Source organism: Stenotrophomonas sp. (assembly GCF_031995405.1).
Classification (GTDB): domain Bacteria; phylum Pseudomonadota; class Gammaproteobacteria; order Xanthomonadales; family Xanthomonadaceae; genus Stenotrophomonas.
Genome location: NZ_DAMAGC010000005.1, coordinates 1 through 24,883 on the forward strand (window position 1 = coordinate 1; position 24,883 = coordinate 24,883).

Below are 24,883 nucleotides of genomic sequence, written 5' to 3' on the forward strand. Positions count from 1 at the left end.
GGCACCTATTACGCCATCGACGGCGGCTACCTGGCGCAGTAAGCGCGGCGCTCCGGGCCTTGGTCCCTGCGGGACGGTCGTGCGGTGTTTCCCAACCCCGCATGACCGTGCACATCCGCCTCACGCGTCCCTTCACGGTGCTGCCACGGCCGCCACGCAAGGCTGGGCCGAACAGGTAAGGAGCAGCGGATGGGACTGGAACAAGATCTATCGATCCTGCTGCGGATTGCCGCAGCCATGGTGTTTGGCGGCCTGATCGGCATCGAGCGCGAAATGGGCAAGCACGCCGCCGGGCTGCGCACGCACATGCTCATCGCCGGTGCGGCCGCGCTGATCGTCGGCCTGGGCGACAGCATCGCCGAACACTTCCAGCAGGAGCGCTATCGGGACCTGCTGCAGGTGGACCCGGTGCGCTTGATCGAAGCGGTGATCGCCTGCGTCGGTTTCGTCGCGGCCGGCACCATCCTGCGCGGCACGCGCGATGACCAGGTCAGCGGCTTGACCACCGCCAGTTCCCTGATCATGTCCGCTTCGATCGGCATTGCAGTGGGCATCGGCGAGTACGTCATCGCCATCGGCGTCTGCGTGCTGTGCTTGATCGTGCTGGCCGTGTTCAGCCGTATCGCCAAGAAACTGGAGCCTTCATGAGCAGCGAACGTCCGTTCGAGATCCAACGCATCGACCACGTGGTACTGCGCGTGCAGGACCTGCCACGCGCGGTGCACTTCTATCGTGACGTGCTGGGCTGCACCGTCGCGCGCGAGCGGCCATCACTGGGCATGGTGCATCTGCATGCCGGCGCATCGATGATCGACCTGGTCAGCGTGGACGGGCCGCTGGGCGTGCACGGTGGCGCCGCCGCCGGCGAACAGGGCCGCAACGTGGACCATATCTGCCTGCGCGTGGAGCCTTTCGATGTGGCCCATCTGCGCGAGCACCTGCAGATGCACGGGGTAGCACTGAGCGGCAAGCCGGCAAGTAACTACGGCGCTGAAGGCGACGGCATGTCGGTGTACCTGCGCGACCCGGACGGCAATGGCGTGGAGCTGAAAGGGCCGTCCAGCGACTGCGGCTGCGGGTAATGGTCATACCAAGCGGGCGTTCCATGGCTATGGTTTAATGGGCCTGTCGCGCTTGGCGTCGCCGAGTGCCGAGGCGCATGCAGCCTTTCCTGAGTTTTGGTAATACCAATGCTCAGGACGCTGCAGAGCGCTGCCGGCACGTGGCGAACTTCGCGCGGCCATACCCGACCGTTGCTGATGAGACCCGCCGATGCAGGCCTGGCATTTCCCTGATCCCGATACCGGCCGTGTCCGGTGCTGCTGCGTGTTTGCACCGGGGGCGGCGTGAAGCACGAACGCCTGTCGGACCGGGTGGCCGCGCAGCTGCGCGAGCTGGTGCATGCCCGCCATCTGCAACCTGGTGATCGGCTGCCGGCCGAACGTGCGCTGGCGGTGCAGCTGGGGGTATCGCGCCCGGCGTTGCGCGAGGCCATCGCCCAGCTGGCCAGCCAGGGCCTGCTGACCGCGCGGGTCGGGGGTGGCACCTTCGTGACTACGCCGGGCACGCGCGCGCCCCCGGCCATCGATGCGCCGCTGCTGCCGTATCTGCCCGTGTTCCAGGACGATCCGGAGTATCGCTTCGACGTGTTGGAGATCCGCCACGCGCTGGAAGGGGCGGCCGCCTGGCACGCCGCGCTGCGCGCCACCGACGCGGACCGGGCCAGGATCCGCGCGGCCTTCGACCACATGCTCGCCGCGCACGGCAAGGACGATCCGGCCGGTGAGGCGCGCGCCGACGCGGCCTTCCATCTTGCCATCGCCGAGGCCTCGCACAATCTGGTCCTGCTGCAGGTGATGCGCGGACTGTTCGAGCTGCTGCAGACCAATATTTCGCAGAGCCGCGAACGGCTCTACACCTCGCCACGCACGTTTGAACCGCTCTCCACGCAGCATCGCGCGCTGATGGACGCAGTGTTCTCCGGCGACCCCGAACGCGCCCGCGCCGCCGCGCACGCGCACCTGGCGTTCGTGCATACCTCCCTGCGCACGCTCGACGACAACGAGGCCCGGCGCGCCCGCGCATCGCGGCTTCCTCCTGCCCACGGTTGACCCATGATCATTGCCGCCTCCACCGATTACCGCGTCGCCGCCCAGCGGCGGCTGCCGCCGTTCCTGTTCCACTACATCGATGGTGGCGCCTACGCCGAGCACACGCTCAGGCGCAACGTGGCCGACCTGGCCGACATCGCGTTGCGCCAGCGGGTGCTGCGCAACGTGGCCGAGTTGAGCCTGGAAACCACGCTGTTCGGCGAGCGCCTGGCGATGCCGGTGGCGCTGGGTCCGGTCGGGCTGACCGGCATGGTGGCGCGCCGGGGAGAGGTGCAGGCGGCCAGGGCGGCGGCCAGCCGCGGCATTCCCTTCACCCTGTCCACGGTGTCGGTGTGCCCGATCGAGGAAGTGGCGCCGGCCATCGAGCGCCCGATGTGGTTCCAGCTGTATGTGCTCAAGGACCGCGGTTTCATGCGCAATGCGCTGGAGCGGGCCAAGGCCGCCGGGGTGACCACGCTGGTGTTCACCGTGGACATGCCCACCCCGGGCGCGCGCTACCGCGATGCGCATTCGGGGATGAGCGGTCCGCATGCGCCGTTGCGGCGCATGCTGCAGGCCATGACCCATCCGCGCTGGGCGTGGGACGTGGGCCTGTTGGGCCGCCCGCACGACCTGGGCAACATTTCCACCTACCGGGGCAGCCCGACCGGCCTGGCCGATTACATCGGCTGGCTGGGCAGCAATTTCGACCCGTCCATTTCCTGGAAGGATCTCGAGTGGATCCGCGCGTTCTGGACCGGGCCGATGGTGATCAAGGGCATCCTCGATCCGGACGATGCGCGCGACGCGGTGCGCTTCGGCGCCGATGGCATCGTGGTGTCCAACCACGGAGGCCGCCAGCTGGACGGAGTGCTGTCCACCGCACGGGCGTTGCCGGCGATTGCCGATGCGGTCAAGGGTGAGCTGAAGATCCTGGCCGATTCAGGCGTCCGCAGCGGGCTGGATGTGGTGCGCATGCTGGCGCTGGGCGCCGACAGCGTGCTGCTTGGCCGTGCCTTCGTGTATGCGCTGGCCGCGCAGGGCGGGGAGGGCGTGGCCAACCTGCTCGACCTGATCGCCCGGGAAATGCGCGTGGCGATGACCCTCACCGGCGCGAGAACCATCGCCGACATCACCGCCCAGTCGCTTGCCGAGGTCACCCGGCACGCAGCGGTGTCGCCGTGAGTGCTGGCGCAGATGCCGGTGCATTGCTGGCCCGGCTGCGCGACATCGTCGGTACGGCACACGTGCTCAGCGGCGACAAGCCGACCCGACGCTTCCGCAAGGGCTACCGCTTCGGCGATGGCCCGGTGCTGGCGGTGGTGCGCCCGGGCACGCTGGTGGAGCAATGGCGGGTACTGCAGGCGGTGGTGGCCGCGCAGGCCATCGTCATCATGCAGGCCGCCAACACCGGCCTCACCGGCGGCTCCACGCCCGACGGCGCCGACTACGACCGGCCGGTGGTGATCCTCAACACGCTGCGCCTGACCGGCATCCAGCTGCTCAACGACGGCCGCCAGGTTGTGTGCCTGCCCGGGGCCACGCTGGACCGCCTGGAGCAGGTGCTGGCACCGCTGGACCGCGAGCCGCATTCGGTGATCGGGTCATCGTGCATCGGTGCCTCGGTACTGGGCGGTGTCTGTAACAATTCCGGGGGTGCGCTGGTGCGGCGCGGCCCGGCCTACACCGAACTGGCCCTGTTCGCGCAGGTGGACGCCCAGGGCACGTTGCATCTGGTCAATCATCTGGGCATCGCGCTCGGGGATGATCCCGAGCAGATGCTTGAACGCCTGCAGCGGGGCCACTACACCGCCACCGACGTGGACAACCACAGCGGCCGCGCCGCCACCGATCCGCGCTATGCCACCCAGGTGCGGCAGGTGGATGCGCCGACCCCGGCGCGCTTCAATGCCGATCCGTCGCGCCATTTCGAAGCGGCCGGTTCGGCGGGCAAGCTGGCGGTGTTCGCGGTGCGCCTGGATACCTTCGAACGCGAGCGCAGCGAGGTGTTCTACATCGGCAGCAATGCGATGGACGATCTCACCGCCATCCGGCGCCACCTGCTTACCGCCTTTGAACGCCTGCCGATCTCCGGCGAGTACCTGCATCGGGAAGCGTTCGATATCGGGCAGCGCTACGGCAAGGACACCTTCCTGCTGATCGACCGGCTCGGCACGGCCCGGGTGCCGGCCGCGTTCGCGCTCAAGAGCCGCATCGACGGCTGGTGCGAGGCGGTGGGGCTGCGTGGGGTGACCGATCGGCTGATCCAGGCGGCGATGCGGCTGTTGCCGGCGCACCTGCCGCCACGCATGACGCAGTTTCGTGACCGCTATGAGCACCATCTCCTGTTGAAAGTGTCGGCGCTGGATGCCGCCGCGACGGACGCGTTCCTGCGCAGCCATTTCGCCGACGGGCAGGGCGACTATTTCCACTGCACGGCAGAGGAAGGACGCAAGGCGTTCCTGCATCGTTTCGCCGTGGCCGGTGCCGCGGTGCGTTATCGCCAGGTGCATCGCGACACGGTGGAAGACATCGTCGCGCTGGACGTGGCGCTACGCCGCGATGACCGACAGTGGGTGGAGCAGTTGCCGGCGGCGCTGGAGGCGCGGCTGGCAGGCAAGCTCTATTACGGACACTTCCTGTGCCACGTGTTCCACCAGGACTACCTCGTGCGCAAGGGCGAAGACCCGCTGGCGATCGAGCATGCGATGTGGGCGCTGCTGGACCAGCGTGGCGCGGAGTACCCCGCCGAACACAACGTCGGCCATCTGTATCCCGCCAAGCCGGCACTGGCCGATTTCTACCGCGAACTGGACCCGACCAACGCATTCAATCCCGGCATCGGCCAGACCCCGAAGCACGCGCACTGGCGATAGCGCCCCCCCCCGGTAGCCGCCTGGGCAGACCCGTGGGAGGGCCCACCGTGCGATCACTCGCAGCGAACGGCGGTGATCACGTTGTTCTTGTCGATGAACACCCGCAGGCGATCCTGGCGCAGGTCGCGGGTGGTAATGGTTTCCGGCCCGATCGGGTTGACCAGGCCGGCACCGCTCTGCGCTGCCAGCTTGCGCATGTTGGCCTCATCGGCCGGCTGACCGACCGCCCAGGCAAGACCATCGGCCTTGCACAGTCCCGGGCCCTTGACCACCGGGCCGGGCGTGCTGACGCAGGCACCCAGCGCCAGACTGGAAACCAGGGCCAATGCCGGAACCAGCACCTTCGGTTGGCGGTTGCGCGAAAGGAATGTCATGAGGGTCGCTCCTGCGGATTCAGTGCCCGACGATACCACCGTCGCTGCCGCGACCGTGTCGTGGCGGCGCTACACTACGCGCCGTTCCAGAGGTTCCAGGAGAGGGCAGTGCTGCACGTGTTCATGCTCGGCGGGCGCCATGCGCGTGCGCGGATCGAGGTCCATGACGTGGCCTTCGCCAACGTCGACCGGGTGGAGGATGCCTACCCGCAGCTGCGCGCGGACTGGTTCGGCCAGCCCAAGGGGCTGCACGTGGATGGATGGTTGGCGGTGGATGGCGTGGAAGACCATCAGGTCCGCTTCGGTGACGCCGCGCCCGCGCCGGGTGCCCCGCGCCTGTTCTTCGTCAATCTGGGCGGCTATGTCCCGCGCTCGCTCGGCGAGGCCCACGATTACCAGCTGCTGGTCGCCAGCGACATCGCCGAGGCGAAATCCAAGGCCCGGACGCTGCGCGATGCCAGCTGGATCAAGCCGCACACCGATGCACTGCTGGAGGTGGACGACTGCATCGCCATCGACCAGGTCGGTGGCCGCCATGTGCAACTGCAGCCCGGCCCGCACCAGGGCATCGCGCTGGTCAGCGACTACATCGTGATCGGCTGATGCCGGTTGCCGGGCAGGATTGCCCGCCCGCAGCCGCTGGCGCATAGTGTCGCGGCCAAAGTGACGCGCGCCCAGGGACGGCATTGACGCCCTCCCGGCCGCCGCACGCGCCAACGACGGAAGATGACGATGTACGACGGGAAGTTCAGGGGCCGGCTGGCCATGCTGCTGGGAACCTGCCTGCTGGCGGCCGCTGCCGCTGTCGCCGCTGCCGGGCCTGCCAGCCCGTTCATGGGCGGCTGGCGCAACCTGCATTCGGCCAATGGCGCCGATCCGGCGCTGCGCGATGTGCCGTTCGCGGTATTGCCGGCGGCGGTGGCCAAGGGCGCGCGTTTCTCCATCCTGGACCGCGAAGCCGGGCGCACGGTGTGCTGCCTGGTGGTGGAAAGCGAACGGCTGGACGCCATCGCGCTGGAAACCCGCTATCGCCTGCCGGGGGTGTGGATCGCCGACCTCACCGGCGGTGAGGAGTACAACCGTCGCCGCGGCGAGCCGCATATCTACGAAATGAAGCGCGAGGGCGATCTGGTCGACCACGTCTACAGCGACGATCCGGCCGCTTACAGCGACATGGGCGGGCTGCTGCTGCCGGCCGATGCCAGCATGGACGCCACCGGCGTGCTGACGCTGGGCGCGGACCGTTATCGCCTGCAGTTCAAATCGCTGCCCTTCGCCGATGAGAACGGCGCGCTGGACCGCTATACGCTGCAGCCGGCCAGCGCTGCGCCGGCCGTGGTCGTGGAAGTTCCTTTCAGCACGTACTGAATGCCGCCGGCCGCCACGTGCGGCCAAGGCGCAGCGCGGCGGCTCGGTTACCATGCGTGCCGAGCCCGCCATGCCGGATCGGGCAAGCCCATGCCCGTCCGTGTCCAACCTTCGCCCGATGCTGTTGTCGCTGTGCCTGTTGCTGGCCGCCTGTGCCACGCCACCCGCCGCCGTGCCGGTGGCCCCGGCCAAGCCGCCGCCGAACCCGGACGCACTGTGGGGCCTGATCCAGAGCGACTGCGTGGGGGCGGGTACGCCGCGTGGTGATTGTCTGGCGGTGGACGCTGCTCCCGGTCGGCGCGATGTGGTGTTCAAGGACGCCCACGGGCGCTACCAGTTCCTGTTGATGCCGCTGGACAAGGTCAGCGGCATAGAGAGCCCGGCGCTGCTGCACGCCGATGCGCCCAACTATTTCGCCAGCGCATGGGCGGCACGGTGGCGGACCGAACAGGCGCTGGGCCAGCCCTTGCCGCGCGAGGTAGCCAGCCTCGCGCTCAATTCGCCGCATGGCCGCTCGCAGCACCAGCTGCACATCCACATCGACTGCCTGCGCGCGGACGTGCTGGCGCAACTGCGGCGCATGGACGGCGGCATCGGCCCGCACTGGCAACGCCTGCCCGAACCGCTGCGCGGCCACGTCTACCAGGCCCGGCGCGTGCGCGGCGACGTGCTTGCGGTCAATCCGATCCAGCTGCTGGCCCATGAGCTGGCCGGCGTGCAGGACCTCGGCCACTGGTCACTGGTGGTGAGCGGCGCACACGAGCGCGATGGCACGCCCGGCTTCCTGCTGCTGGCGACCCGCGTCGATCCGGCCACCGGCAACGAGGCCAGTGGTGAAGAACTGCAGGACCATGCGTGTGCTGCAGTGACCGGCGCCGACGGCCCGCTTGACGGGGTGCGCTGAGGGGCGTCTTGGCTGGGCTAGAATCGCCGCTCTGTCGACGGGCGCTTTGTGGCGCGCAGGAAGCGAACCATGCCGGGGAAGTTTGAATCGATGCGTCACCGCGGTGCTGCCGCGCTCGGCCTGCTGCTGCTGGCCGACGTCGTCGGCGCCGCCACGCCCGTGCACGACCGCGCCGGCAACCGCGTGGAGGCGCTGATCGAACAGCCTGACCGTGCCCCCGCCGGCAGCGATGATGGCGCTGCCTCGCCGCGTTTCTGCACGCAGGACCGGCAATGGTGCGTGCGCACGCGGCGCAACGGCGATCCGTCGGCGGGGCAGCTGGAGGTGGAGCATCGTCCCGCTGGTGAACCCGAACCGCGGCTTCGCTTCCTTCCGATGCCGGCGCTGGAAACCCCGGCGAGTGAGCAACCGTGGCCGTTCATCGTGCGGATGGCGCCGGGCATCGGTGCCCCGCAGGTACCATCGGACCCGCAGCAGGCCGCGCTGGAAAACGTGCTGGTCGGCGTAGTGAGCGGCACTAGTACCGGCTATTCCGGCGGCGGTGCGGACGCCGGGACCTTGCGCTTGAGCCGCATCTACCACCAGCAGGACGGCATCCAGATCGACCCGGACGTGCTGGTGGTGCCGGCGGACGGCCACGCGATGATTCGCGCCTGCTTCGGCCAGGCCGATGAAGCGCGTCGCGCCGGGGCCTGCCACGACGAGTACAGCTTCACCATGACGCTGGCCCTGGATCCGGCGGGGCAGGGCATGCCCGTGCTGCGCTACCGCACCACCGCCACCCGGTTTCCGGCTGGCGCTTCACGGTTTCAGGATGCCTCGACCAAGGGGCCACTGCGCAAGCGCGACCTGCGGATCCAGACCGATCCGGCCTGCTCCTACCAGCGGACTTTCCGCTTCGTTGGCGGCGTATATGTGCCAGATGCGCCATTGCCAGGGTGCGAGGAGTTCACCCAACTGTAGGGCGGCGCACGCGGGCATGGCTTTCGGCAGGGCGCATATCGTCATGCAGCCACGTTATAGTGGCCAATCAATGCGGTGCCCGCTTTCGCGCCCGGGCTGTCTGGCGCGTCGTACCTGACCTATTCCATGACTGCTGAAACGACTACTCCGCCGGCACAGGCTTCCGGCCCGCTGTTCTACCGCCAGCCGCTGCCGCTGCAATCGGACAAGCACGCCAACTGGCGCCTGAAGCAGGGCACCGTGGCCTTTGCCGCCGAAACCAACGCCATTCCGGCGGTGGTCGGTGAGTTCGGCCTGGCCGCGCAGCACTTCCCCATTCTGTTCACCGGCAGCGATGCGGCCCCGATCGTGGCGGTGGGCCTGGCCCGCAACAACCTGTTCATCGACGGCGACAAGTGGGCCGAAGACACCTACGCACCGGCGTATGTGCGCCGCTATCCGTTCGTGTTCATGCAGGCCGAGCCGGAAGGCGACTACATGCTGGCCATCGATGCCGATGCCGAACACGTCAACCAGGGCACCAGTGAAGAAGGCGAGCCGCTGTTCGTCGATGGCAAGGCGACCGAGCTGGTCGACAACGCCATGCGCTTCTGCGGCGACTTCACCCGTGAGCACGAACTGACCCGCCAGTTCTCGGCCGCCGTCAAGGCGCAGGACCTGCTGATCGAGCGCAGCATCGATGTCACCCTGAATACCGGTGAGCAGATGTCGGTCAACGGCTTCCACGTGGTCGACGTGGAAAAGCTGGCCAAGCTGCCCGACGACGTGGTGCTGGCCTGGCACCGCAACGGCTACCTGGCCCTGGTGCACCACCACCTGAGCTCGCTGGCGCGCTTCAATGCGCTGGTCCAGCGCCAGAGCCTGCAGAGCGCTGCCAAGGCCTGATCGCGGCGGCAATGGAGTGCGGAAGAAACGGCGGCCGCAGGGCCGCCGTTTTCGTTATATGCATATCGCGGGCAGTCATTTCCGGCGCAGGCCCCCATTCAGCAGACTGGCCCGCCCTCCGGACCCCCTGCGGCAATGGCTTGCCCGCACCGGAGCGACTCTCCCAATCTGGAACCTGCATGTCTCTGCTCCGTCGTCCGTTGCGCCTGCGCCCCCTGGTCGTGTCCCTGTTGCCCCTGCTCGGAATCAGTCCACTGGCGCTTGCCGCCGACGGCGCCGCCCCCACCGAACTGGAAGCGGTGAAGATCACCGGCTCGCGCATCCCGCGCGCCAGCGTGGAAGGGCCCTCGCCGGTCACCGTGATCACCCAGCAGCAGATCGAGGCGCAGGGCTACCGCAGCGCCTTCGAAGCGCTGAGTGCACTGACCGAAAACACCGGCAGCGTGCAGGGTGAGGACTTCGGCAACACGTTCACCCCGGCCGCCAACACCATCAACCTGCGTGGCCTCGGCCCCAACCGCACCCTGGTGCTGGTCAACGGGCGCCGCCAGTCCGACTACCCGCTGGCCTACGAAGGCTCGGTCAACGTGGTCAACCTGGCCAACATCCCCAGCGCGCTGATCGACCGCATCGAGGTCCTCACCGGCGGTGCATCGGCGGTGTACGGCTCGGATGCGATCGCCGGCGTGGTCAACATCATCCTGAAGAAGTCCTACGAAGGTGTGGGCATCAACCTCAAGGCCGGCACCACCGAGCAGGGCGGCGGCGACAACCAGCGCCTGCAGGTGGTCGGCGGCAGCTCGACCGACCAGTGGGACGCGATCTTCGGCCTGGAAATCGCCAACCGCAAGGCGATCTACGGCTCGCAGCGTGACTTCATGGATTCGCTCACCGACGATCCGCGCGGCGTGACGCCGCTGGCCACGGCGGTGGCCTACCGTCGCAACGCCAGCAGCGGCAACTACATCGATCCCGGGCTGGCGGGCTGCGACGCCACTGCCGGGCTGTATGGCGGCAGCGTGTTCCGCGCGCAGAATCCGCGCCAGGGCGCCTACTGCGGCAGCAACGAGGCGGCCGCCACCTTCTGGACCGTGCAGACCGAGAAGCGCAACATCGATGCCTACAGCGCGCTGACCTGGCACCTCAACGACCGCCAGGAGCTGTTTGCCGACGTGGCCATCGGCACCGCGCGCATCTACAACAACACCCGCGCGCCCAGCTGGACCTCCTCGCGCAACTATTTCTACAACCAGAACAGCGGCCAGCTGGAAAGCTGGTACCGGCGTTTCGCGCCGGAAGAAATCGGCGGCGTGCAGCGCAACGCCAACCGGTTCCTGGAGACCTCGTGGTCGTTCAACGTCGGCGCACGCGGCAGCCTGGGCGGCTCGGACTGGGACTACGAAGCGGCCTACAGCCGTTCGCGTTACGAAAACCGCACGCGCCGCCCGGTGCTGCTGGCGGGCATCAACGACTACCTGCTCGGGCCGAAGCTGGGCACCCGCAACGGCGTGGACGTGTATGCCCCGGACCCGGCCCGCCTGTACCAGCCGCTGACCCCGAACGAATACGACGACCTGTCCACCACCCAGGAAAGCCGCAACGCAGCGTGGCTGCAGGCGGCCACCTTCAGCGTCAATGGCCAGCTGTTCGACCTGCCGGGCGGCCGTGCCGCGCTGGCGGCGGTATTGGAAGCGGGCAGCCAGGGTTACAACAACCGGCCGGACCCGCGCCTGGCCACCGGTGAGTTCTGGAACACCAGCGCCGGCATCCCGGCCGGCGGCGAGCGTGACCGCTACGCGGCCGGCGTGGAACTGCAGTTGCCGCTGCTGGAGCGCCTGACCGCTACCGTGGCCGGTCGCTACGACCAGTACCGCGCGGCCGGCGACCACATCGGCAAGGCCACCTGGAGTACCGGCCTGGAGTTCCGCCCGTTCGACACGCTGCTGCTGCGCGCGAGCGCGGCCACCAGTTTCCGCGCGCCGGACATGAACTATGTGTTCGCCAGCGAGACCCGCGGGTACAACCCGGGCATGACCGACTACTGGCGTTGCCGCAGCGCCGGCCAGGCCTATGACGACTGCGACTACAGCGGCCTGTCCATCGACTACACCAGCGGCGCCAATCCGCAGTTGCAGCCGGAAACGGCCAAGTCCTACGGTGCAGGCTTCGTGTGGTCGCCATCGCCGAATGTCGACTTCACTGTCGATTACTACGACATCCGCATCGACCAGGAAGTGACCAACCTGGATTCCTCGCGGATCCTGCGCGACGAAGCCGATTGCCGGCTTGGCCAGACCGTGGGCGGGGAAGCGCGCGACATCAACTCGGCGCAGTGCCAGGATGCGCTGTCGCGGGTGATCCGCAACCCGGCCGACGCCGCGGTGCAGCCCAACCAGGTGGTGCGCGTGTTGATCAACCCGATCAACGCCGCGTCCGAGTCGGTGCGCGGCATCGACCTGAAGGCGAACACGCGCTGGGATGCCGGCCGATACGGCCAGTTCTCCGCGCGCCTGGCCTACTCGCTGGTGATCGATCACGAGTACCGCCAGTTCGCCGAGGACGAAGCGATCGACCAGCGCAATTCGCTGGACTCCTACCAGTGGCGCAGCAAGGTCAACGGCAGCGTGACCTGGGCGATCAACGACTGGACCGCCACCCTGTACGGCATCCGCTACGGCTCGCTGCCCAAGACCGACGGCAGTGGTCGCATCGCGCCCTACATGACCTATAACGCCAGCGTGTACCGCAAGCTCACCGACAACGCGAGCGTCGGGCTGATCGTCAACAACCTGCGCGACAGCCGCCCACCGGCAGACAGGAACGGCGGCGGCTGGCCGTTCTACCCGGTCGGCAACTACGACCCGTATGGTCGTCAGCTGTGGCTGGAGTTCGATTACCGGTTCCTGTGATCGAGGCGATGGCGTAACCCGAAGAAAGGCCCGGCATGTCCCGGGCCTTTCTGCATGCAGGGTCAGCGCGGCCAACCGGGGACTTCGATGATCTGGGCGATGAGGTGCTGGAGTACCGCGTCGCAGGGTGATCGGCGCGATGTTGGGCGTCGTTTAGCCCGCGTGTCGCCGTAGGTGGATGGCCCACCGCCCACGGAATGCAACGTACGTCGCGGTCGTTGTGGTGCGTGCGCAGGATGCTGGCGGCAGGCCAGGGAGACTGCCGATGCCATCGCGATCCACCGCATTACCGAGGTTCTGTTTCTGGTTGTGGGTGTGTGCCGTTGTGCCTGCTGGTGCAGCGTCGCCGGCGTCTATACCGGAGGTGCAGCAGATCCATAAATGCCGCGTCGATGGCGTGGCCACGTTCCAGCGCCATGCCTGCGCGCCAGGCCAGGCCGAGCAAGCGTGGGAGGTCGATGTGGTGCCGGCCGAGCGCCGGCACGCGGCCCGGATCGAGGCGATCCGGCGGGAACTGCAGGCGCGCAAACGTGCACTGGACGCACAACGTGCACCGCTGCATCACCACCGTCATTCACGCACGCGCCACCGTGACGGCACCAGCGCGCCGAAGCGACGCGCGCGGGCACCGCCCGGCGCGGTCATTTCGATGCATCACCGGCCGCAGGCCTGCGCTGCGGCCCGACGACAACGCGAGGCGGCGTACGCCAGGGTGGGGGTCAAACGCAGCTTCGCGCTGAGCCGGCGCACGGACGACCGCGTCCATCTCGCGTGTCGTTGAGCGGTCGCCGGCTCAGGGAGTGCGTTGCACCGGCCGGGACATCAGGTAGTGCGCCAGCGCATCGAAGGCAGGCAGGGTGGTCGGATCATTGGCGGCGTTGCCTGCAGTGGGATGCGAGCCGAAGCGGGCGATCACCACCTTGGCGGCGGGGTCGATGTACAGCGCCTGGCCATGCACGCCACGGGCCATGTAGGCACCGTCCTTGTTGTGGCTGATCCACCACATGCCGCGGTAGCTCCAGCCCGGCAGGAGGCTGTAGCCGGCCTTGGCGAACGCACGTTTGTCACCGCCGGCGCGGATGCGCTCGATGGCCGCGGCGGGCACGATCTGCTGGCCGTGGGCGCGGCCGTCCTGCAGCAGCAGCTGGCCGAGCCGTGCCAGGTCGCGCAGACCGGCGTTGAAGCCACCACCGGCGAACGGGGTGCCGCTGGAGTCGACGGTGTAATAGGCGTCCTGCTCGGCGCCCAGGGGTTGCCAGATGCGCTCGGACAGCAGCGTGGAGACCGGCTTGCCGGTGCGCCGGGCAATGATCCAGCCCAGCGTGTCGGAGTTGATCGTCTTGTAGCCGAATGCTTCGCCATGGCGGCCCTGCTTCTGCACGGTCCGCAGGTAATCGTAGTAACTGCGCGGACCGGTGTAGCCCGGCGGCGGGGGCAGGGTGCTGCCGGCGGCGGAGAACTGCCAGACCTCGGCCTTGGGGTCGGCATAGTCTTCGCTGTAGCGCAGCGCGGTGGTCATTTCCAGCACTTGCTTGACCGTGGCATCGGCAAACGCACTGTTGGCCAGTTCCGGGAGGATCGCACCGACCGTTTCGTTCTCGTCGAGGGCACCTTCGGCCACCAGCATTTCACCGAGCAGGCCGGTGATCGACTTGGTCACCGACATCGCCCCGTGCTGGCCATCGGGCTGCAGGCAGCCGGCGTAGCGTTCGTAGACCACCACGCCGTCGTGCAGCACGATGATGCCGTCGGTGTAGTTGGCCTGCAGCGACTGCGCCCAGCTCATCGTGGCGTGCGTGTTCAACGGGGTGAAGGGCAGCGCATCGATGGCGGCATCCAGCTGCTGCGGCAGCGGCGATGCGGCGCCGGGGCCACGGCTGACGCCGACGGTGGGCATCAGCTGGCGGAAGTGGCAGGCGGTCCAGCGCAGCTTGGGGAAACTGAAATAGTCGCTGTCGGTGTAGCGGATGCGCTTGGCGTCCGGCGGCGGAAAGCCTTGCATCCAGCCCAGTACGTTGGGATCGGAGGCGGTGGCATCCAGGGGAGGCGTGGCCGCATCGGCGGCATGCGCGGTGGGCAACAGGCCCGCCGCGGCCATCAGCAGGGCAACACAGACCAGGGACCGACGCGAACGGTTCGAATGCTGTGGTGCGGTGGTCGCCATGGCCATCTCCGTGTGTGCGCGATTATCCTTGCGGATGTCACACAGGGTACTGCACCCGCAGCGGACGGGCTGCATGGATACGGCGTTGCAGGGGAGGCATCAGGAAGGCAGGAAAATGCGGCAGCGACGCGTTTTCGCGGCAGGCTCCCTGGGGTGCAGGGAGCCGCGCCTGGCTTACGGGTTGCCGGTGTCGCCGGCCGGTGCCGGGGACACCACCGGGGCACTGGCCTCCGGCGGCGGCAGCGACAGTTCCGGGTTGCCCTGCTGGGCCTGCAGCGCCTGGATACGCTGGTTCAGGGCGTCCAATTGGCTGTGCGTGCTGCGCAGGTCGGTGCTCAGCGACACGGCCTGCTGCTTGGCCTGCTGGATCGAACTGCTGACCTGCAGCGACTGCTGGCGCTGCAGGTCGGCTTCCTGCTGCAGGCTGCGCAGGCGCTGTTCGTTGTAGGCGACCAGGTTTTCGGTGTAGCGCTTGCCGGCTTCCAGGCGGGTGGTGTCGATATACACCTGGGCCAGTTCTTCGGTCTGCTGCACGAAGGTGCGGTACACCTTCTCGGCGTTGTCGACCGAATCGGTCTTGATGACGCGCCAGAAATCCTTGTCGTGGAACAGCGCGGCGTAATACTGCAGCGTGGCGGTATTGAACAGCAGGCTGGCCCCGTAGCTGCCGTTGTACGTGGTCCGCAATTCGGTGAGCTGCTGCGAATCCATCAGCTGGCGCAGTTCGTCCACGCTGTTGCGCACCACCGGCGCGCTGCGCGCAGGCTCGGCGGGCTCACCCTTGGGCGCGCGCGCGGCCAGTGCCTGCGGCACCACGCCCAGCGACAGCAGCACCAGACTGCCGGCCAGGATGGTCCGGCCGGTGAATACAACCCCTTTTCTCGCTCGCATCATCAGGCCGTCCAGAAATGGCTCAATCGGTGAAAGTTCGTCTGTGAAATCCCAGTCCCCGCAGCAGTCTAGCATGCAGCCCGCGCGGCGCCGACAGCGCTGCACGGGGGCTCAATAGACCAGCTGGGCCGGGTTGCACTGCACCGCCTGCAGGTGCACGTCGGTGCGCCCCAGCTCCAGGCCCAGCACCAACGCCAGGGTCTGGGTGAGGAGGGTGCCGACGCCGTTGAGCAGCGGCTTGAGCAGGCCCTCCAGCACCGGCCGCAGCAGGGTGCAGAGCAGGCCGCTGCAGGCCACCGCATTGGTGCCCGGGTCGGTGATTCCGCCGCTGCCCTGGTAGGCGTCGAGCATGCCGTTGGGGGCGGTCTGCAGGTACGACGCCAGGTTGCCCTTGAGGCAGTTGTTGTAGCTGAGCAGCACGCTGACCAGGCCGCTGCAGCGGTTGATCACCAACCCGCCCAGCACCGTGCCGAGCAGGCCGTCGAGCACGCCCAGGCCCTGGCCGGTGACAGTGACTTTGTAGGCATCCCACACCGAGCCGTCCTTGTAGCAGGTGCCCAGCCCCAGCAGGCCGCAGGCGTAGGGCACGCCGTTGTGGACCTGCCAGTCGCCGAAGCGCGGGATGCCCAGCGATGTGGAGCCATCGCGCAACAGGGCGATGGTGGCATCCACATCGTAGAAACCGTTGCTCTTGCGCGTGCCTTGCAGGAACTGGTCGGCCAGCTGGGTGGCGGTATCGCCGGTGCTCATGCCCTTGGCGGCGGGGTTGAGCATGCCGCTGAGCACGCGCAGCAACTCGCGCACCAGGTCGGTGACGGCATTGCCGATCTGCGCGCCGTTGATCCAGGTCGACTTCGTTTCGCCCGGGGACAGGGTCACGGTTTCGTCATGGGTGAGCGCGTTGAGCTTGATCTGGTCGTTGATCAGTGGCGCGCCGAGCAGGGTGAGCAGTTGCTCGTTCTGCAGGCTGGCATCGCAGACGTTGCGCGTGGAGAATCGGGCACTGTCAGCGACCTTGCCGACGCAGGCGCGCAAGACCGACGATTCCACCCGGATGCTGGCGGTGGCCGGCTGGGCGGCGCATTGCAGGCTGGTCAGGGTGCCCATCGCGTTCGTGACGTCGGCATACACCGGCAGCTTCAGGCGGATGCCGAGCAGGCCCAGCACCTTGCCGATGCCCAGCAGCAGGTTGTTGCTGTCGATGTCCAGGTTGACCCGGACCTGGGCGTTGTAGGCGCGTGTACCGACGCCGCCGATCGCGATCGACGGCGGCTCGATGATGGCGGCCTTTGCCTGGACCAGGCCGAGTACGCTGAGGTTGTTGACCGCCACGCCCTTGCCGCCGTTGGCGATGCTGATGCTGGTGGTGATCAGGTCCAGTGCGTTGACCTCGGCCTGCAGCGCGGCCGACGCCGGGCCGTCCGGGGCGACGATGCTGCCGAACAGGCCGCTGCCGTCGGCATTGCTGCCCAGCTGCAGGTTGAGCTGGTTGATATCCACCTTGGCCGCCAGTGCGTCCTTCAGCGCACGCAGGTCCACATAGGCCACGCCACTCTGGCTGAGCACGCTGGCGGTGGCGTCGAGCAGTTGGCCCAGCGATACCTTGTGCGCGGCCAGCAGCGCGTTGAAGTCGCCGATGCTGATGTTGGCATCCACCGGAATGCCCAGTGCCTTGAGCAGGCCGCCGGGGGTGACCTTGGCTTGTGCCAGGCCGTCGTAACCGAGCAGGGTGGTCTGGTCCAGATCGACGCCGACCAGCTTCAGCACGCCGCCCAGGGGGGTGTTGCCATTGATCCGCAGCAGCTGCGAGCCGACGCTGAACACTGCAAGCGGTGGTGCCCGCGTGGCCACTGCCTGGGCGCGCACCTGCGGCAATCCGCCGGTCTGGCCGAAGAACGGCAGCACCGGGCGCTCGGCACTGACCTTGACCGCGTTGACCGGCGCGCTGGCGGCGCTGTCGACGAAGTGGTCGGCGGTGGCATGGGTGGGATTCCAGTCGCCGCAGCGCACGGTGAGGGTGCCGGGGAAGCGGTTGGCCTGCAGGGCGTTGCTGCGCGCGGCGCTGTTGTCGGCGCGGTTGGCGCTGCACAGGTCCAGCCGCTGCGCGCCGGCCAACGCGGACAGGTCGGCGACCTTCTGCACATCGCGCTTGGCCCAGTACAGATAGCCGATTTCGACCAGGCCAAGCATCGTCACCAGGCCGAGCATCACCAGCATCATCGTCACCGACATGCCGCCGCGCTGACGGGCGTGGGTCTTCATGGGATCACTCTCCGTTGCCGTCACCAGTGACCTGTTTGCGCACGCTGGTGTCGAGGAACTCCGGGATCGGGTGGGTGAAGCTCTGCAGGTAGCGCGCGTAGCTGAGCGAGGCCTGGTCGCCGAGCATCGGCAGGTGCGCGCCGGCATGGCTGCCGCGCGCCTGCAGCTGCAACAGGGCGCGGGTGGTATCGCCAATCTGCGGCCGCGCCGGTAGCGGCAGCGGCAGCGGGTCGGTCGGGGGCAGGGGCGGCAGCAGCGGTTCGTACGGCGGCGGTGCCGGCGGTGCGGGCGGTGTGGCGACGACCGCTGCAGGTGGCGGGGCGGTATCGCCCAGCATCTGCCCGGTCAGCGGGCGCTGCTGTGCGCCGGCCACGGTGGCGGCGAGCAGGCACGTGGCCGCCAGGGCGATACGCAGCGCAGGGGGAGCGAAGGCGGTCATGGCGTGCTCTCGGTGGCGGGGTCGATGCCGCCGAAGCGTTCCAGCATCGACGGGGCAAGGCGGGCATCGGCGCGTGGCGTGCGCGGGGCACCGGCGGCAACCGGTGTGCGCGTGCGCGGCACCTCGGCGAGCGTGATCGGTGTCGCCGCGGCCGGCGGCGTAATAGCGGTAGGTGCCTGCCGCAATTGTTGGGCCAGTCGCTGCACTTCCGCGCGCGCGGCGTCGGGCAGGGCGGCGCTGCGCATGATCTGCTCGGCCATCGCGGTGTCGTTGCGCAGCAGCGCCCATACCGCCAGGTTGGCATTCGCTTTTACATTGCCCGGGGCCAGCTCGGCGGCCTTGGCCAGTGGCTCGCGTGCCTGCGCCAGCTGCCCGGCGCGCAGCCGTGCAAAGCCGAGGTCGCCGAGGTAGTCGGTGTTGAGCGGCTGCAACTGTACGGCACGCGCCAGGCTGGTTTCGGCCTGGGCCGCATCACCGGCGCGTGCGGCGATCAGGCCCAGGCCGTGCCAGGCGGCGGCACCCTGGGGGCCATTGGCCAGGCTGGTGTAGATGGCGCGTGCGGCGTCGACCTGCTGGGTTTCACGCAGGCCGTCGGCCTGCAGCAGGCGCAGTGCCGGGGTGTCCCCATAACGTTGGCGGTAGGCGTCCACGTGCGCCAGCGACGCGAAGTAGGCACCCTGGCGCTGCATCTGGCCGATCAGGTCCAGGTACATGCGCTTGTCGTCCTGCGGCGGCGATTCCAGCGGCGCCAGACTGAGCGGATCGGGACGGTAGGCGTTGTGCGCCGACCCGCAGGCGGTGCACACGGCCAGCGTGGTGAGCAGCAACCAGCAGTGGCGCGGTTGGATCGGCATGGTCTTCATCCCAGACGGTTCACGGCATTGGCCAGGGCGATGATCGCCGGGCCGGACAACACCAGCATCAGTGCCGGCAGCAGGGTCAGCATCATCACCACGGTCATCTTGACCGAGAGCTTGCCGACCTTTTCCTTGAGCGTGGCGCGGCGTTGTTCGCGCAGCCGCGCGCTGAACTGGCGCAGCGGCTCCTGTACCGCGCCACCGTGTTCGTGGACCTGCAGCATCAGCTGCACCAGGCTGCGCAGGTCTTCGTCATCGAACGCGTCGGCCAGCCGCCGCAGCGACTGCTGACGCGTGCGCCCGTGCATGTAGGCGATGTTGGCCTGCTGGATCTCGCGGCCGAGCACCGGGATGGCGCTGCGCAGTTTGTCACCGAGGGTCTGCAGGCTCTGGTCCATGCTGAAGCCCACGCCCTGCAGCAGGCGCAGCAGGTCGATCAGTAATGGCAGTTCGGCCGACACGCGCTTGCGCAGGCGCGTGGCCCAGGCACGCAGCGCGAATTTGGGCAGCAGTACGCCAACCCCGAGGGCGACGATCATCACCACGATCCGGCTGAGGCCGTCGCCGCTGTAGAAGGCCAGGGCCACCAGCAGGCACAGCACCGCCAGAAGCAGGCGCAGCGCCAGGAAGGTGGCGGTGCCGGCGCGGGTATGCCAGCCGGCCTGGTCGAGCAGCAGGCGGTCTTCCGGGGCCAGCAGCGCCGCTTCGAGGCGACCGCCGTTGAAGCGCTCGCCCAGCGTGGCCAGCCACGCCCAGCCGCGCGGACCGGTCTCCGGCGCGGGCGCCGCTGCGGTCGGGCTGCCGGGGTCACGCGGGCCGGCGTCGCGGCTGCGCAGCGCGCTCTGCAGCGTGGCGGCGGTGCGGTTCTGCTGGCCCGTGAGCCACAGTCCGGCGATGCCCAGCAGGGCCAGCCCGAGGGCCAGCAGCAGCAATGCGGCGATCAGCAGGGTGCCGGCGCTCATAGCGAACGCGCCAGGCGATACAGCAGGAAGCCGCCGATCAGTTCCAGCAGCAGGGCGGCACCGAGAATGCGATGGCCCAGTGCCACCTGCAGCATCGGCTCGAAGAAGTCCGGGCTGACGATGGCCATCAGCAGCGCCGACAGCGGCGGCAGCAGGCCGAGCACCCAGGCCGACATGCGCGTTTCGGAGGTGGTGGCCATCAACTCCTGGCGGGCCTGGTCCAGATCGCGCATGAAGTCGCTCATGCGCTGCAGGATCTGGTCCGAGCGCCCACCGATGCGGATGCTCACGCCCAGCACCACGGCGAGTACGTCCAGCACGTCCAGCCGGTAGGGCTGGGCGGCCTGGCTGAGCGCGCGGTCCAGGTCCAGGCCGCTGCGGGTGCCGGACAGGGTGTCATCGAGCAGGCCGCGCAGCGGCATCGACACCTGCTGGCTGGCGGTCTGGAAGGACATCTGCAGGCTGTTGCCGAGCCCGGTCAGACGCACCAGGTTGTCGAGGAAGTCCGGCAACTGGCGCAGCAGGCGGCGTTGCAGGCCGAGGATGCGGCGCGACACCCACAGGCCCAGCAGCAATGCATACAGGCCGAAGGCGATCGGCCACATCCATGCGGTGCCGATGCGCGCGGCCGCCAGCCAGGCCAGCGCGACGCCGCCCAGCAGCCACAGGATCGGCAGCCGCCAGCCTGGCCGCAGCCCGGCACGCTGCAGCAGCGCATCCCACGGCAGCGCGTCGGGCCGGGCGGTAACGGCAGGCAACGGTGCTGCGTTGGCCGGTCGCGTGGGCATGCCGGCCAGGACCGGCGTGGCCGGGTTGGCCGCCAGGCGCTGTTCGGTGTGCTGCAGCGAGGCGCGCTGGCGTTCGCGGCGGCCCGCGCCCCACCACAGCTCGATGGCCACCGCCACCAGCACCAGCACCGCACTGCACAGCAGCAGCACCGTGACCATGCTCAGTAGGCTCCGTCCAGTGCTTCGCGCAACTGGCGCCGGAACGGCTCGAGCTTGTGCGAATGCGGATGGAAGCCCAGCCCGACCCAGCGGTCGTGTTCCTTGCCGTCGGCGTCGAGCTGGATTTCGTGGCGGAACATTTCCTGGGTGCTGATCAGGTTGTCGCTGACGCCGGTGATTTCCGTGATCGACACCAGCACGCGGCGCCCGCTGCCGAGTCGGGAGATCTGCACGATGAAATCGATGGCGCTGGCGATCTGCCGGCGCAGGCTGTCCTCGCTGCCCTGGAAACCGGCGAAGCCGGCGAGCATCTCGATGCGGTACAGGCAGTCGCGCGGCGAGTTGGCGTGGATGGTGGCCATCGAGCCGTCGTGGCCGGTGTTCATGGCCTGCAGCATTTCCAGCACTTCGGCCCCACGCACCTCGCCGACCACGATCCGGTCCGGGCGCATGCGCAGGCTGTTGCGGACCAGGTCGCGGATGCTCACCGCCCCCTGGCCGTCGGCACCGCCGATACGGCTTTCCAGGCGCACCACGTGCGGGTGGTTGAGCGAGAGTTCGGCGGTGTCTTCCACGGTGATCACGCGCTCGTCGGCGGGCACGTAGCTGGCCAGCGCGTTGAGCAGCGAGGTCTTGCCCGAACTGGTGCCGCCGGAGACCAGGATGTTGCAGCGGCCCAGCACCATCGCATGCAGCAGCGCCTGCATCGGGCGGTCGAAGGTGCCCATCCGCAGCAGTTCGTCGGGGGTGAACGGATCCTTGCGGAACTTGCGGATGGAGACCATCGGGCCATCCACCGCCAGCGGGGAGATGATCGCGTTGAGGCGGCCACCGTTGGGCAGGCGTGCATCGACCATCGGGTTGGATTCGTCCAGGCGCCGTCCCAACGGGGCCAGGATGCGGCGCAGGATGCGCAGCAGGTGGCTGTCGTCGCTGAAGCGCTGGGTGGCGCGTACCAGCCGACCGCCCTGGGAGACGTGGATGTCCTTGTAGCCGTTGATCAGGATGTCTTCGATGCTCGGGTCATGCAGCAGGTCATCGAGCGGACCGAAGCCGGTCAGTTCCTTGACCAGCGCGCCGGCCACCACCTCCATCTCGGCCTCGTTGACCGGGATGCGCCACTCCTGCACGAAGATCGCGGTCTGGGTGTGCACGTAACGCGCCACCGTGTCCGGGGCCCACGCATCGATGTCGATGCGCTCGTCCTCGATGCTGTTGAGCAGGTGCTCATGCGCGGCGACCAGTACCTTCTGGTACTCGTCGGACTGCGCGAACGGCGGTGGCGGCGCGTCCACCGGGGCCGGCGCCTCGGCGCGCGCATGCAGGGGGGCGAACGGGGTCACTTTGTCTTCCATGGGAGACCACTCAGGCGGAGGACGAGTTTTTCCCGCCACCCGCGCGGCAGGGCGCCGGCAACGGCCGGGTCCAGTCGCGCCAGCAGGGGGGTGAGGGCACGCAGGTATGGATCGCGCGGGGCATCCTGCAGCAGCAGGTGGCCGTGGTTGGCGCTGCTGCGCAGGCGGTGGCAGTCGGGCAGGGTGGCCAGCAGCGGCACGCCGAAGCGTTCTGCGATCTGCGCCGGGGCCAGGCCACCGGCTTCGTCGTGGCGGTTGATCACCAGGCGCAGGCGGCCATCGCGCACGCCCAGCGCTTCGAGCTGCTTGAGCGCCAGGTCCAGCGACACCAGCGTGCCGATCGCCTGATCGGCGACCAGCCAGATGTCATCGGCGCTGTTGAGCAGCGAACGCGGGATCTGCCGCACCGGCGCGCCACCGAGATCGCACAGCACCGTGTCGAACACGCCGCGCAGGCGCTGCACCAGCACGGCGGGGTCGGCGATGGGGCCGGTATCGCTGCCGGCAGGTTGACCGAGCAGCGCCAGCCCACCCGGGTGCCGGGTCATCGCGGTGCGGGCCAGGGTGGCGTCGATGCGGTTGGCGTTGCGCAGCGCATCGTCGTAGTGGAACTGGCTGTCCAGGTTGAGGTACAGCGCCACGTCGCCGGCCGGCTGGCCGAGGTCGAGCAGCAGCAGGCTGTTGTCGTGCTGCGACGGATCGCTGTCCGTGCCGGCCGCGGCGGCGGGGTGGCCGAGCTGCTGCGCCAGCACGCCGACATGCGCGGCCAGGGTGCTGCTGCCCACCCCGGCGCGCACGCCCAGCACCAGCACCAGGCGCGCCTTGTGCACCGGTTCGGGCGCTACGGTGCGGACCGGCGCACTGCCGCTGGCGCGGCGCAGCACCGCATCGATGTCGGCAGTGGATGCATCCAGGTCGAGGATGTCGCGCAGGCCCGCGCGCAGCGCGGCCACCACGCCATCAAGCTGGTCCGGCGCGGTGGAGCCGACCGCCACCAGCGACAGATCGGGCAGCGTGCGTTGCAGATGGCGGGTCAGTTCGGTGGTGGCGGCCGCCTGCTCGCGGCGGAAGTCGAGCAGGACGATGCAGGTGCCGTTGCGTCGATACGCATCCAGGGCCAGGCTCGAGCCGCGGCTGTCTTCCCATTCCACGCGGGTGCCGACCGGCAGCTTGGTACCGAGCGTGGCCAGCAGGTCACGGTTGGGGGCGACCAGCACCAGGGTCATCGGCGGCGCCATCGGATGCAGCAACGGGATCGAGGCGGAGGACATGCGGGGCGGGCTCCTGGCATCGGCTCAGCGCGAGAAGCCGGGCAGCTGGTCGGACGAGGCCGGGCTGAGCAGCCAGGCGCCCCACACCGGCAGGTTCGGCCTGGCCTCGCGCTCGCCCGGCAGGGGCACCACGGTGTCACGCGCCAGCGGCTGCACCAGGCGCGGGGTGACGATGATCACCAGTTCCTTCTCCTCGCGTTTGTAGCTCAGGCTGCGGAAGAACGCGCCGATGATCGGCAGGTCGCCCAGCAGCGGAATCTTGTCGACGTTGGAACTGACGGTGTTGCTGACCAGCCCGCCGATCACGAAGGTTTCGCCATCGCCCAGTTCCACGGTGGTGTCGGCGCGACGGGTGGTGATGGAGGGAATCTGCACGCCGTTGTAGGACACGCCGGCCGCGTAATTGAGGTCGCTGGCTTCCGGGGCCACCTTCAGTGCGATCCGGTTCGGGCCGAGCACGGTCGGGGTGACGGTCAGGCCGATACCGAACGGTTTGAAGGTGATGGTAGTGGTGCCCAGGCCCTGCGGTTCCAGGATGGGCAGCTCGCCACCGGCCAGGAAGCTGGCGCTCTGCCCGGACAGCGCGACCAGCGTGGGCTCGGCCAGTACGCGCGCCATGCCGTTGCTCTGCAGCAGGTCGATGTTGGCGTCCCAGCCATGGGTGAGCGATTTGAACACCAGTCCGAACGCGGAGGACAGCGGGTTGTTGACCACCGGCACGTCGGGATCGGTGCCGACCGGCGCCACGCCGGGCAGCGTCCCGCCAGGCCGGGTGACGCCATAGAAAAAGCCATTGTTGTGGTTGGCAAAGCTCATGCCGATCTGGCGCAGTACCGATTTGTTGAACTCCACCACCTTGACCTCGACCTGGACCACGCCGCCGCTGGCAATCGTGGACGCATCGGCAAGCTGGCCTTCCTTTCCCAGGGCCATGCTGGCGGCCTTGCGGGTCTGCTCATGGTCCAACAGGTCTGCCGCACTCCCTTGCAGCAGACCCTGGCCATCCTGCAGCGTGAGCTGCAGGTCCTGCGACGGCGGCAGCGCCCCCTGGACCGCGCTGCGCACATCGATCTGCATCCGTTGCGGCTCGCTCTGCTGGCGGCGCCACACCAGCAGGGTGGTGGTGCCTGGCGCCTTGCCTACCAGCAGCGCTTGACGCTTGCCGCCCAGCATCACCACGTCGGCCACGCCGGGATCGGCGATGGCCACCCGCTCCAGGTCGGCCGGCAGCGTCCACGGCCGTTGTTCGCGCGTCTGCAGGATCACATCGGCATTGGCCATGCCCAGCACCGGGCAGGTGCCCAGCAGCAGCGCCAGCAGCAGGCGTGCCGGCCAATGACGGGAGGTGCGGTGCGGACGGGCATTG

Annotated in this window: 23 protein-coding genes; 12 read left to right on the forward strand and 11 right to left on the reverse strand. The window is 68.7% G+C overall.

Translation table 11 applies throughout. From position 1 onward, the window contains the following. Positions 1-189: 189 nt before the first annotated feature. The 5 genes from RTO53_RS01575 (at position 190) to dld (ending at position 4,966) form a co-directional block, all read left to right on the forward strand. The gene (locus RTO53_RS01575; RefSeq protein ID WP_312236136.1) at positions 190-648 is read left to right on the forward strand and encodes an MgtC/SapB family protein; all 459 of its coding nucleotides are present in this window, start codon (positions 190-192) and stop codon (positions 646-648) included. Beyond that, positions 645-1,082 carry a VOC family protein gene (locus RTO53_RS01580; RefSeq protein WP_312236137.1) on the forward strand — a complete coding sequence of 146 codons (438 nt, stop codon included), beginning with the start codon at positions 645-647 and terminating at the stop codon, positions 1,080-1,082. Before RTO53_RS01575 ends, RTO53_RS01580 begins: the two co-directional genes overlap by 4 nt. A 264-nt stretch (positions 1,083-1,346) precedes the next feature. Beyond that, complete coding sequence (lldR, locus tag RTO53_RS01585) at positions 1,347-2,111, forward strand: transcriptional regulator LldR (protein WP_312236138.1); 765 nt, start codon at positions 1,347-1,349, stop codon at positions 2,109-2,111. A gap of 3 nt (positions 2,112-2,114) precedes the next feature. Beyond that, on the forward strand, positions 2,115-3,275 hold the full coding sequence (gene lldD / locus RTO53_RS01590; RefSeq protein WP_312236139.1) for an FMN-dependent L-lactate dehydrogenase LldD: 1,161 nt from the start codon (positions 2,115-2,117) through the stop codon (positions 3,273-3,275). Next, positions 3,272-4,966 carry a D-lactate dehydrogenase gene (gene dld, locus RTO53_RS01595; RefSeq protein ID WP_312236140.1) on the forward strand — a complete coding sequence of 565 codons (1,695 nt, stop codon included), beginning with the start codon at positions 3,272-3,274 and terminating at the stop codon, positions 4,964-4,966. Before lldD ends, dld begins: the two co-directional genes overlap by 4 nt. Before the next feature lie 53 nt (positions 4,967-5,019). Here dld and RTO53_RS01600 read toward each other — a convergent pair whose 3' ends face one another. Next, positions 5,020-5,340 (reverse strand): hypothetical protein, encoded by a 321-nt coding sequence (locus tag RTO53_RS01600; RefSeq protein ID WP_312236141.1) that lies wholly within the window; start codon positions 5,338-5,340, stop codon positions 5,020-5,022. 108 nt (positions 5,341-5,448) lie between these two features. On the opposite strand from RTO53_RS01600, the gene RTO53_RS01605 reads away from it, so the two are divergent. From RTO53_RS01605 to RTO53_RS01635, 7 genes are all read left to right on the forward strand, one after another. After that, complete coding sequence (locus tag RTO53_RS01605) at positions 5,449-5,943, forward strand: DUF1543 domain-containing protein (RefSeq protein ID WP_312236142.1); 495 nt, start codon at positions 5,449-5,451, stop codon at positions 5,941-5,943. 129 nt (positions 5,944-6,072) lie between these two features. Next, the gene (locus RTO53_RS01610; protein WP_312236143.1) at positions 6,073-6,708 is read left to right on the forward strand and encodes a decarboxylase; all 636 of its coding nucleotides are present in this window, start codon (positions 6,073-6,075) and stop codon (positions 6,706-6,708) included. 118 nt (positions 6,709-6,826) lie between these two features. Further along, the gene (locus RTO53_RS01615) at positions 6,827-7,612 is read left to right on the forward strand and encodes a CDP-diacylglycerol diphosphatase (protein ID WP_312236198.1); all 786 of its coding nucleotides are present in this window, start codon (positions 6,827-6,829) and stop codon (positions 7,610-7,612) included. 69 nt (positions 7,613-7,681) lie between these two features. After that, positions 7,682-8,575: a hypothetical protein gene (locus RTO53_RS01620; protein WP_312236144.1), complete on the forward strand. Its 894-nt coding sequence runs from the start codon at positions 7,682-7,684 to the stop codon at positions 8,573-8,575. Positions 8,576-8,701: 126 nt separating this feature from the next. Beyond that, positions 8,702-9,460: a SapC family protein gene (locus tag RTO53_RS01625; protein ID WP_312236145.1), complete on the forward strand. Its 759-nt coding sequence runs from the start codon at positions 8,702-8,704 to the stop codon at positions 9,458-9,460. A gap of 179 nt (positions 9,461-9,639) precedes the next feature. Further along, positions 9,640-12,369 carry a TonB-dependent receptor gene (locus RTO53_RS01630; RefSeq protein ID WP_312236146.1) on the forward strand — a complete coding sequence of 910 codons (2,730 nt, stop codon included), beginning with the start codon at positions 9,640-9,642 and terminating at the stop codon, positions 12,367-12,369. A gap of 364 nt (positions 12,370-12,733) precedes the next feature. Beyond that, positions 12,734-13,150, forward strand: a complete 417-nt coding sequence (locus RTO53_RS01635; protein ID WP_312236147.1) for a hypothetical protein — start codon at positions 12,734-12,736, stop codon at positions 13,148-13,150. Positions 13,151-13,162: 12 nt separating this feature from the next. Here the strand turns inward: RTO53_RS01635 and RTO53_RS01640 are convergent, their stop codons facing one another. From RTO53_RS01640 to RTO53_RS01685, 10 genes are all read right to left on the reverse strand, one after another. Continuing rightward, positions 13,163-14,533, reverse strand: a complete 1,371-nt coding sequence (locus tag RTO53_RS01640) for a serine hydrolase (protein ID WP_312236148.1) — start codon at positions 14,531-14,533, stop codon at positions 13,163-13,165. Positions 14,534-14,707: 174 nt separating this feature from the next. Continuing rightward, the gene (locus RTO53_RS01645) at positions 14,708-15,427 is read right to left on the reverse strand and encodes a DUF2968 domain-containing protein (protein WP_312236149.1); all 720 of its coding nucleotides are present in this window, start codon (positions 15,425-15,427) and stop codon (positions 14,708-14,710) included. A gap of 108 nt (positions 15,428-15,535) precedes the next feature. Continuing rightward, on the reverse strand, positions 15,536-17,686 hold the full coding sequence (locus tag RTO53_RS01650) for a TadG family pilus assembly protein (protein WP_312236150.1): 2,151 nt from the start codon (positions 17,684-17,686) through the stop codon (positions 15,536-15,538). 4 nt (positions 17,687-17,690) lie between these two features. Beyond that, positions 17,691-18,125: a DUF3613 domain-containing protein gene (locus RTO53_RS01655; RefSeq protein WP_312236151.1), complete on the reverse strand. Its 435-nt coding sequence runs from the start codon at positions 18,123-18,125 to the stop codon at positions 17,691-17,693. Then, entirely contained in the window at positions 18,122-18,979 is an 858-nt protein-coding gene (locus RTO53_RS01660; RefSeq protein WP_312236152.1) for a tetratricopeptide repeat protein, read from the reverse strand. The genes RTO53_RS01655 and RTO53_RS01660 overlap by 4 nt, the downstream gene beginning before the upstream one ends. 5 nt (positions 18,980-18,984) lie before the next feature. Continuing rightward, entirely contained in the window at positions 18,985-19,944 is a 960-nt protein-coding gene (locus RTO53_RS01665) for a type II secretion system F family protein (protein ID WP_312236153.1), read from the reverse strand. Continuing rightward, positions 19,941-20,891, reverse strand: coding sequence for a type II secretion system F family protein (locus tag RTO53_RS01670; RefSeq protein ID WP_312236154.1), 951 nt, complete (start codon positions 20,889-20,891; stop codon positions 19,941-19,943). Before RTO53_RS01670 ends, RTO53_RS01665 begins: the two co-directional genes overlap by 4 nt. Before the next feature lie 2 nt (positions 20,892-20,893). Next, complete coding sequence (locus RTO53_RS01675) at positions 20,894-22,246, reverse strand: CpaF family protein (RefSeq protein ID WP_312236155.1); 1,353 nt, start codon at positions 22,244-22,246, stop codon at positions 20,894-20,896. Further along, the gene (locus RTO53_RS01680) at positions 22,231-23,517 is read right to left on the reverse strand and encodes a fimbrial protein (RefSeq protein ID WP_312236156.1); all 1,287 of its coding nucleotides are present in this window, start codon (positions 23,515-23,517) and stop codon (positions 22,231-22,233) included. The genes RTO53_RS01675 and RTO53_RS01680 overlap by 16 nt, the downstream gene beginning before the upstream one ends. 24 nt (positions 23,518-23,541) lie before the next feature. Next, positions 23,542-24,798 (reverse strand): type II and III secretion system protein family protein, encoded by a 1,257-nt coding sequence (locus RTO53_RS01685; protein WP_312236199.1) that lies wholly within the window; start codon positions 24,796-24,798, stop codon positions 23,542-23,544. Positions 24,799-24,883 lie beyond the last annotated feature (85 nt).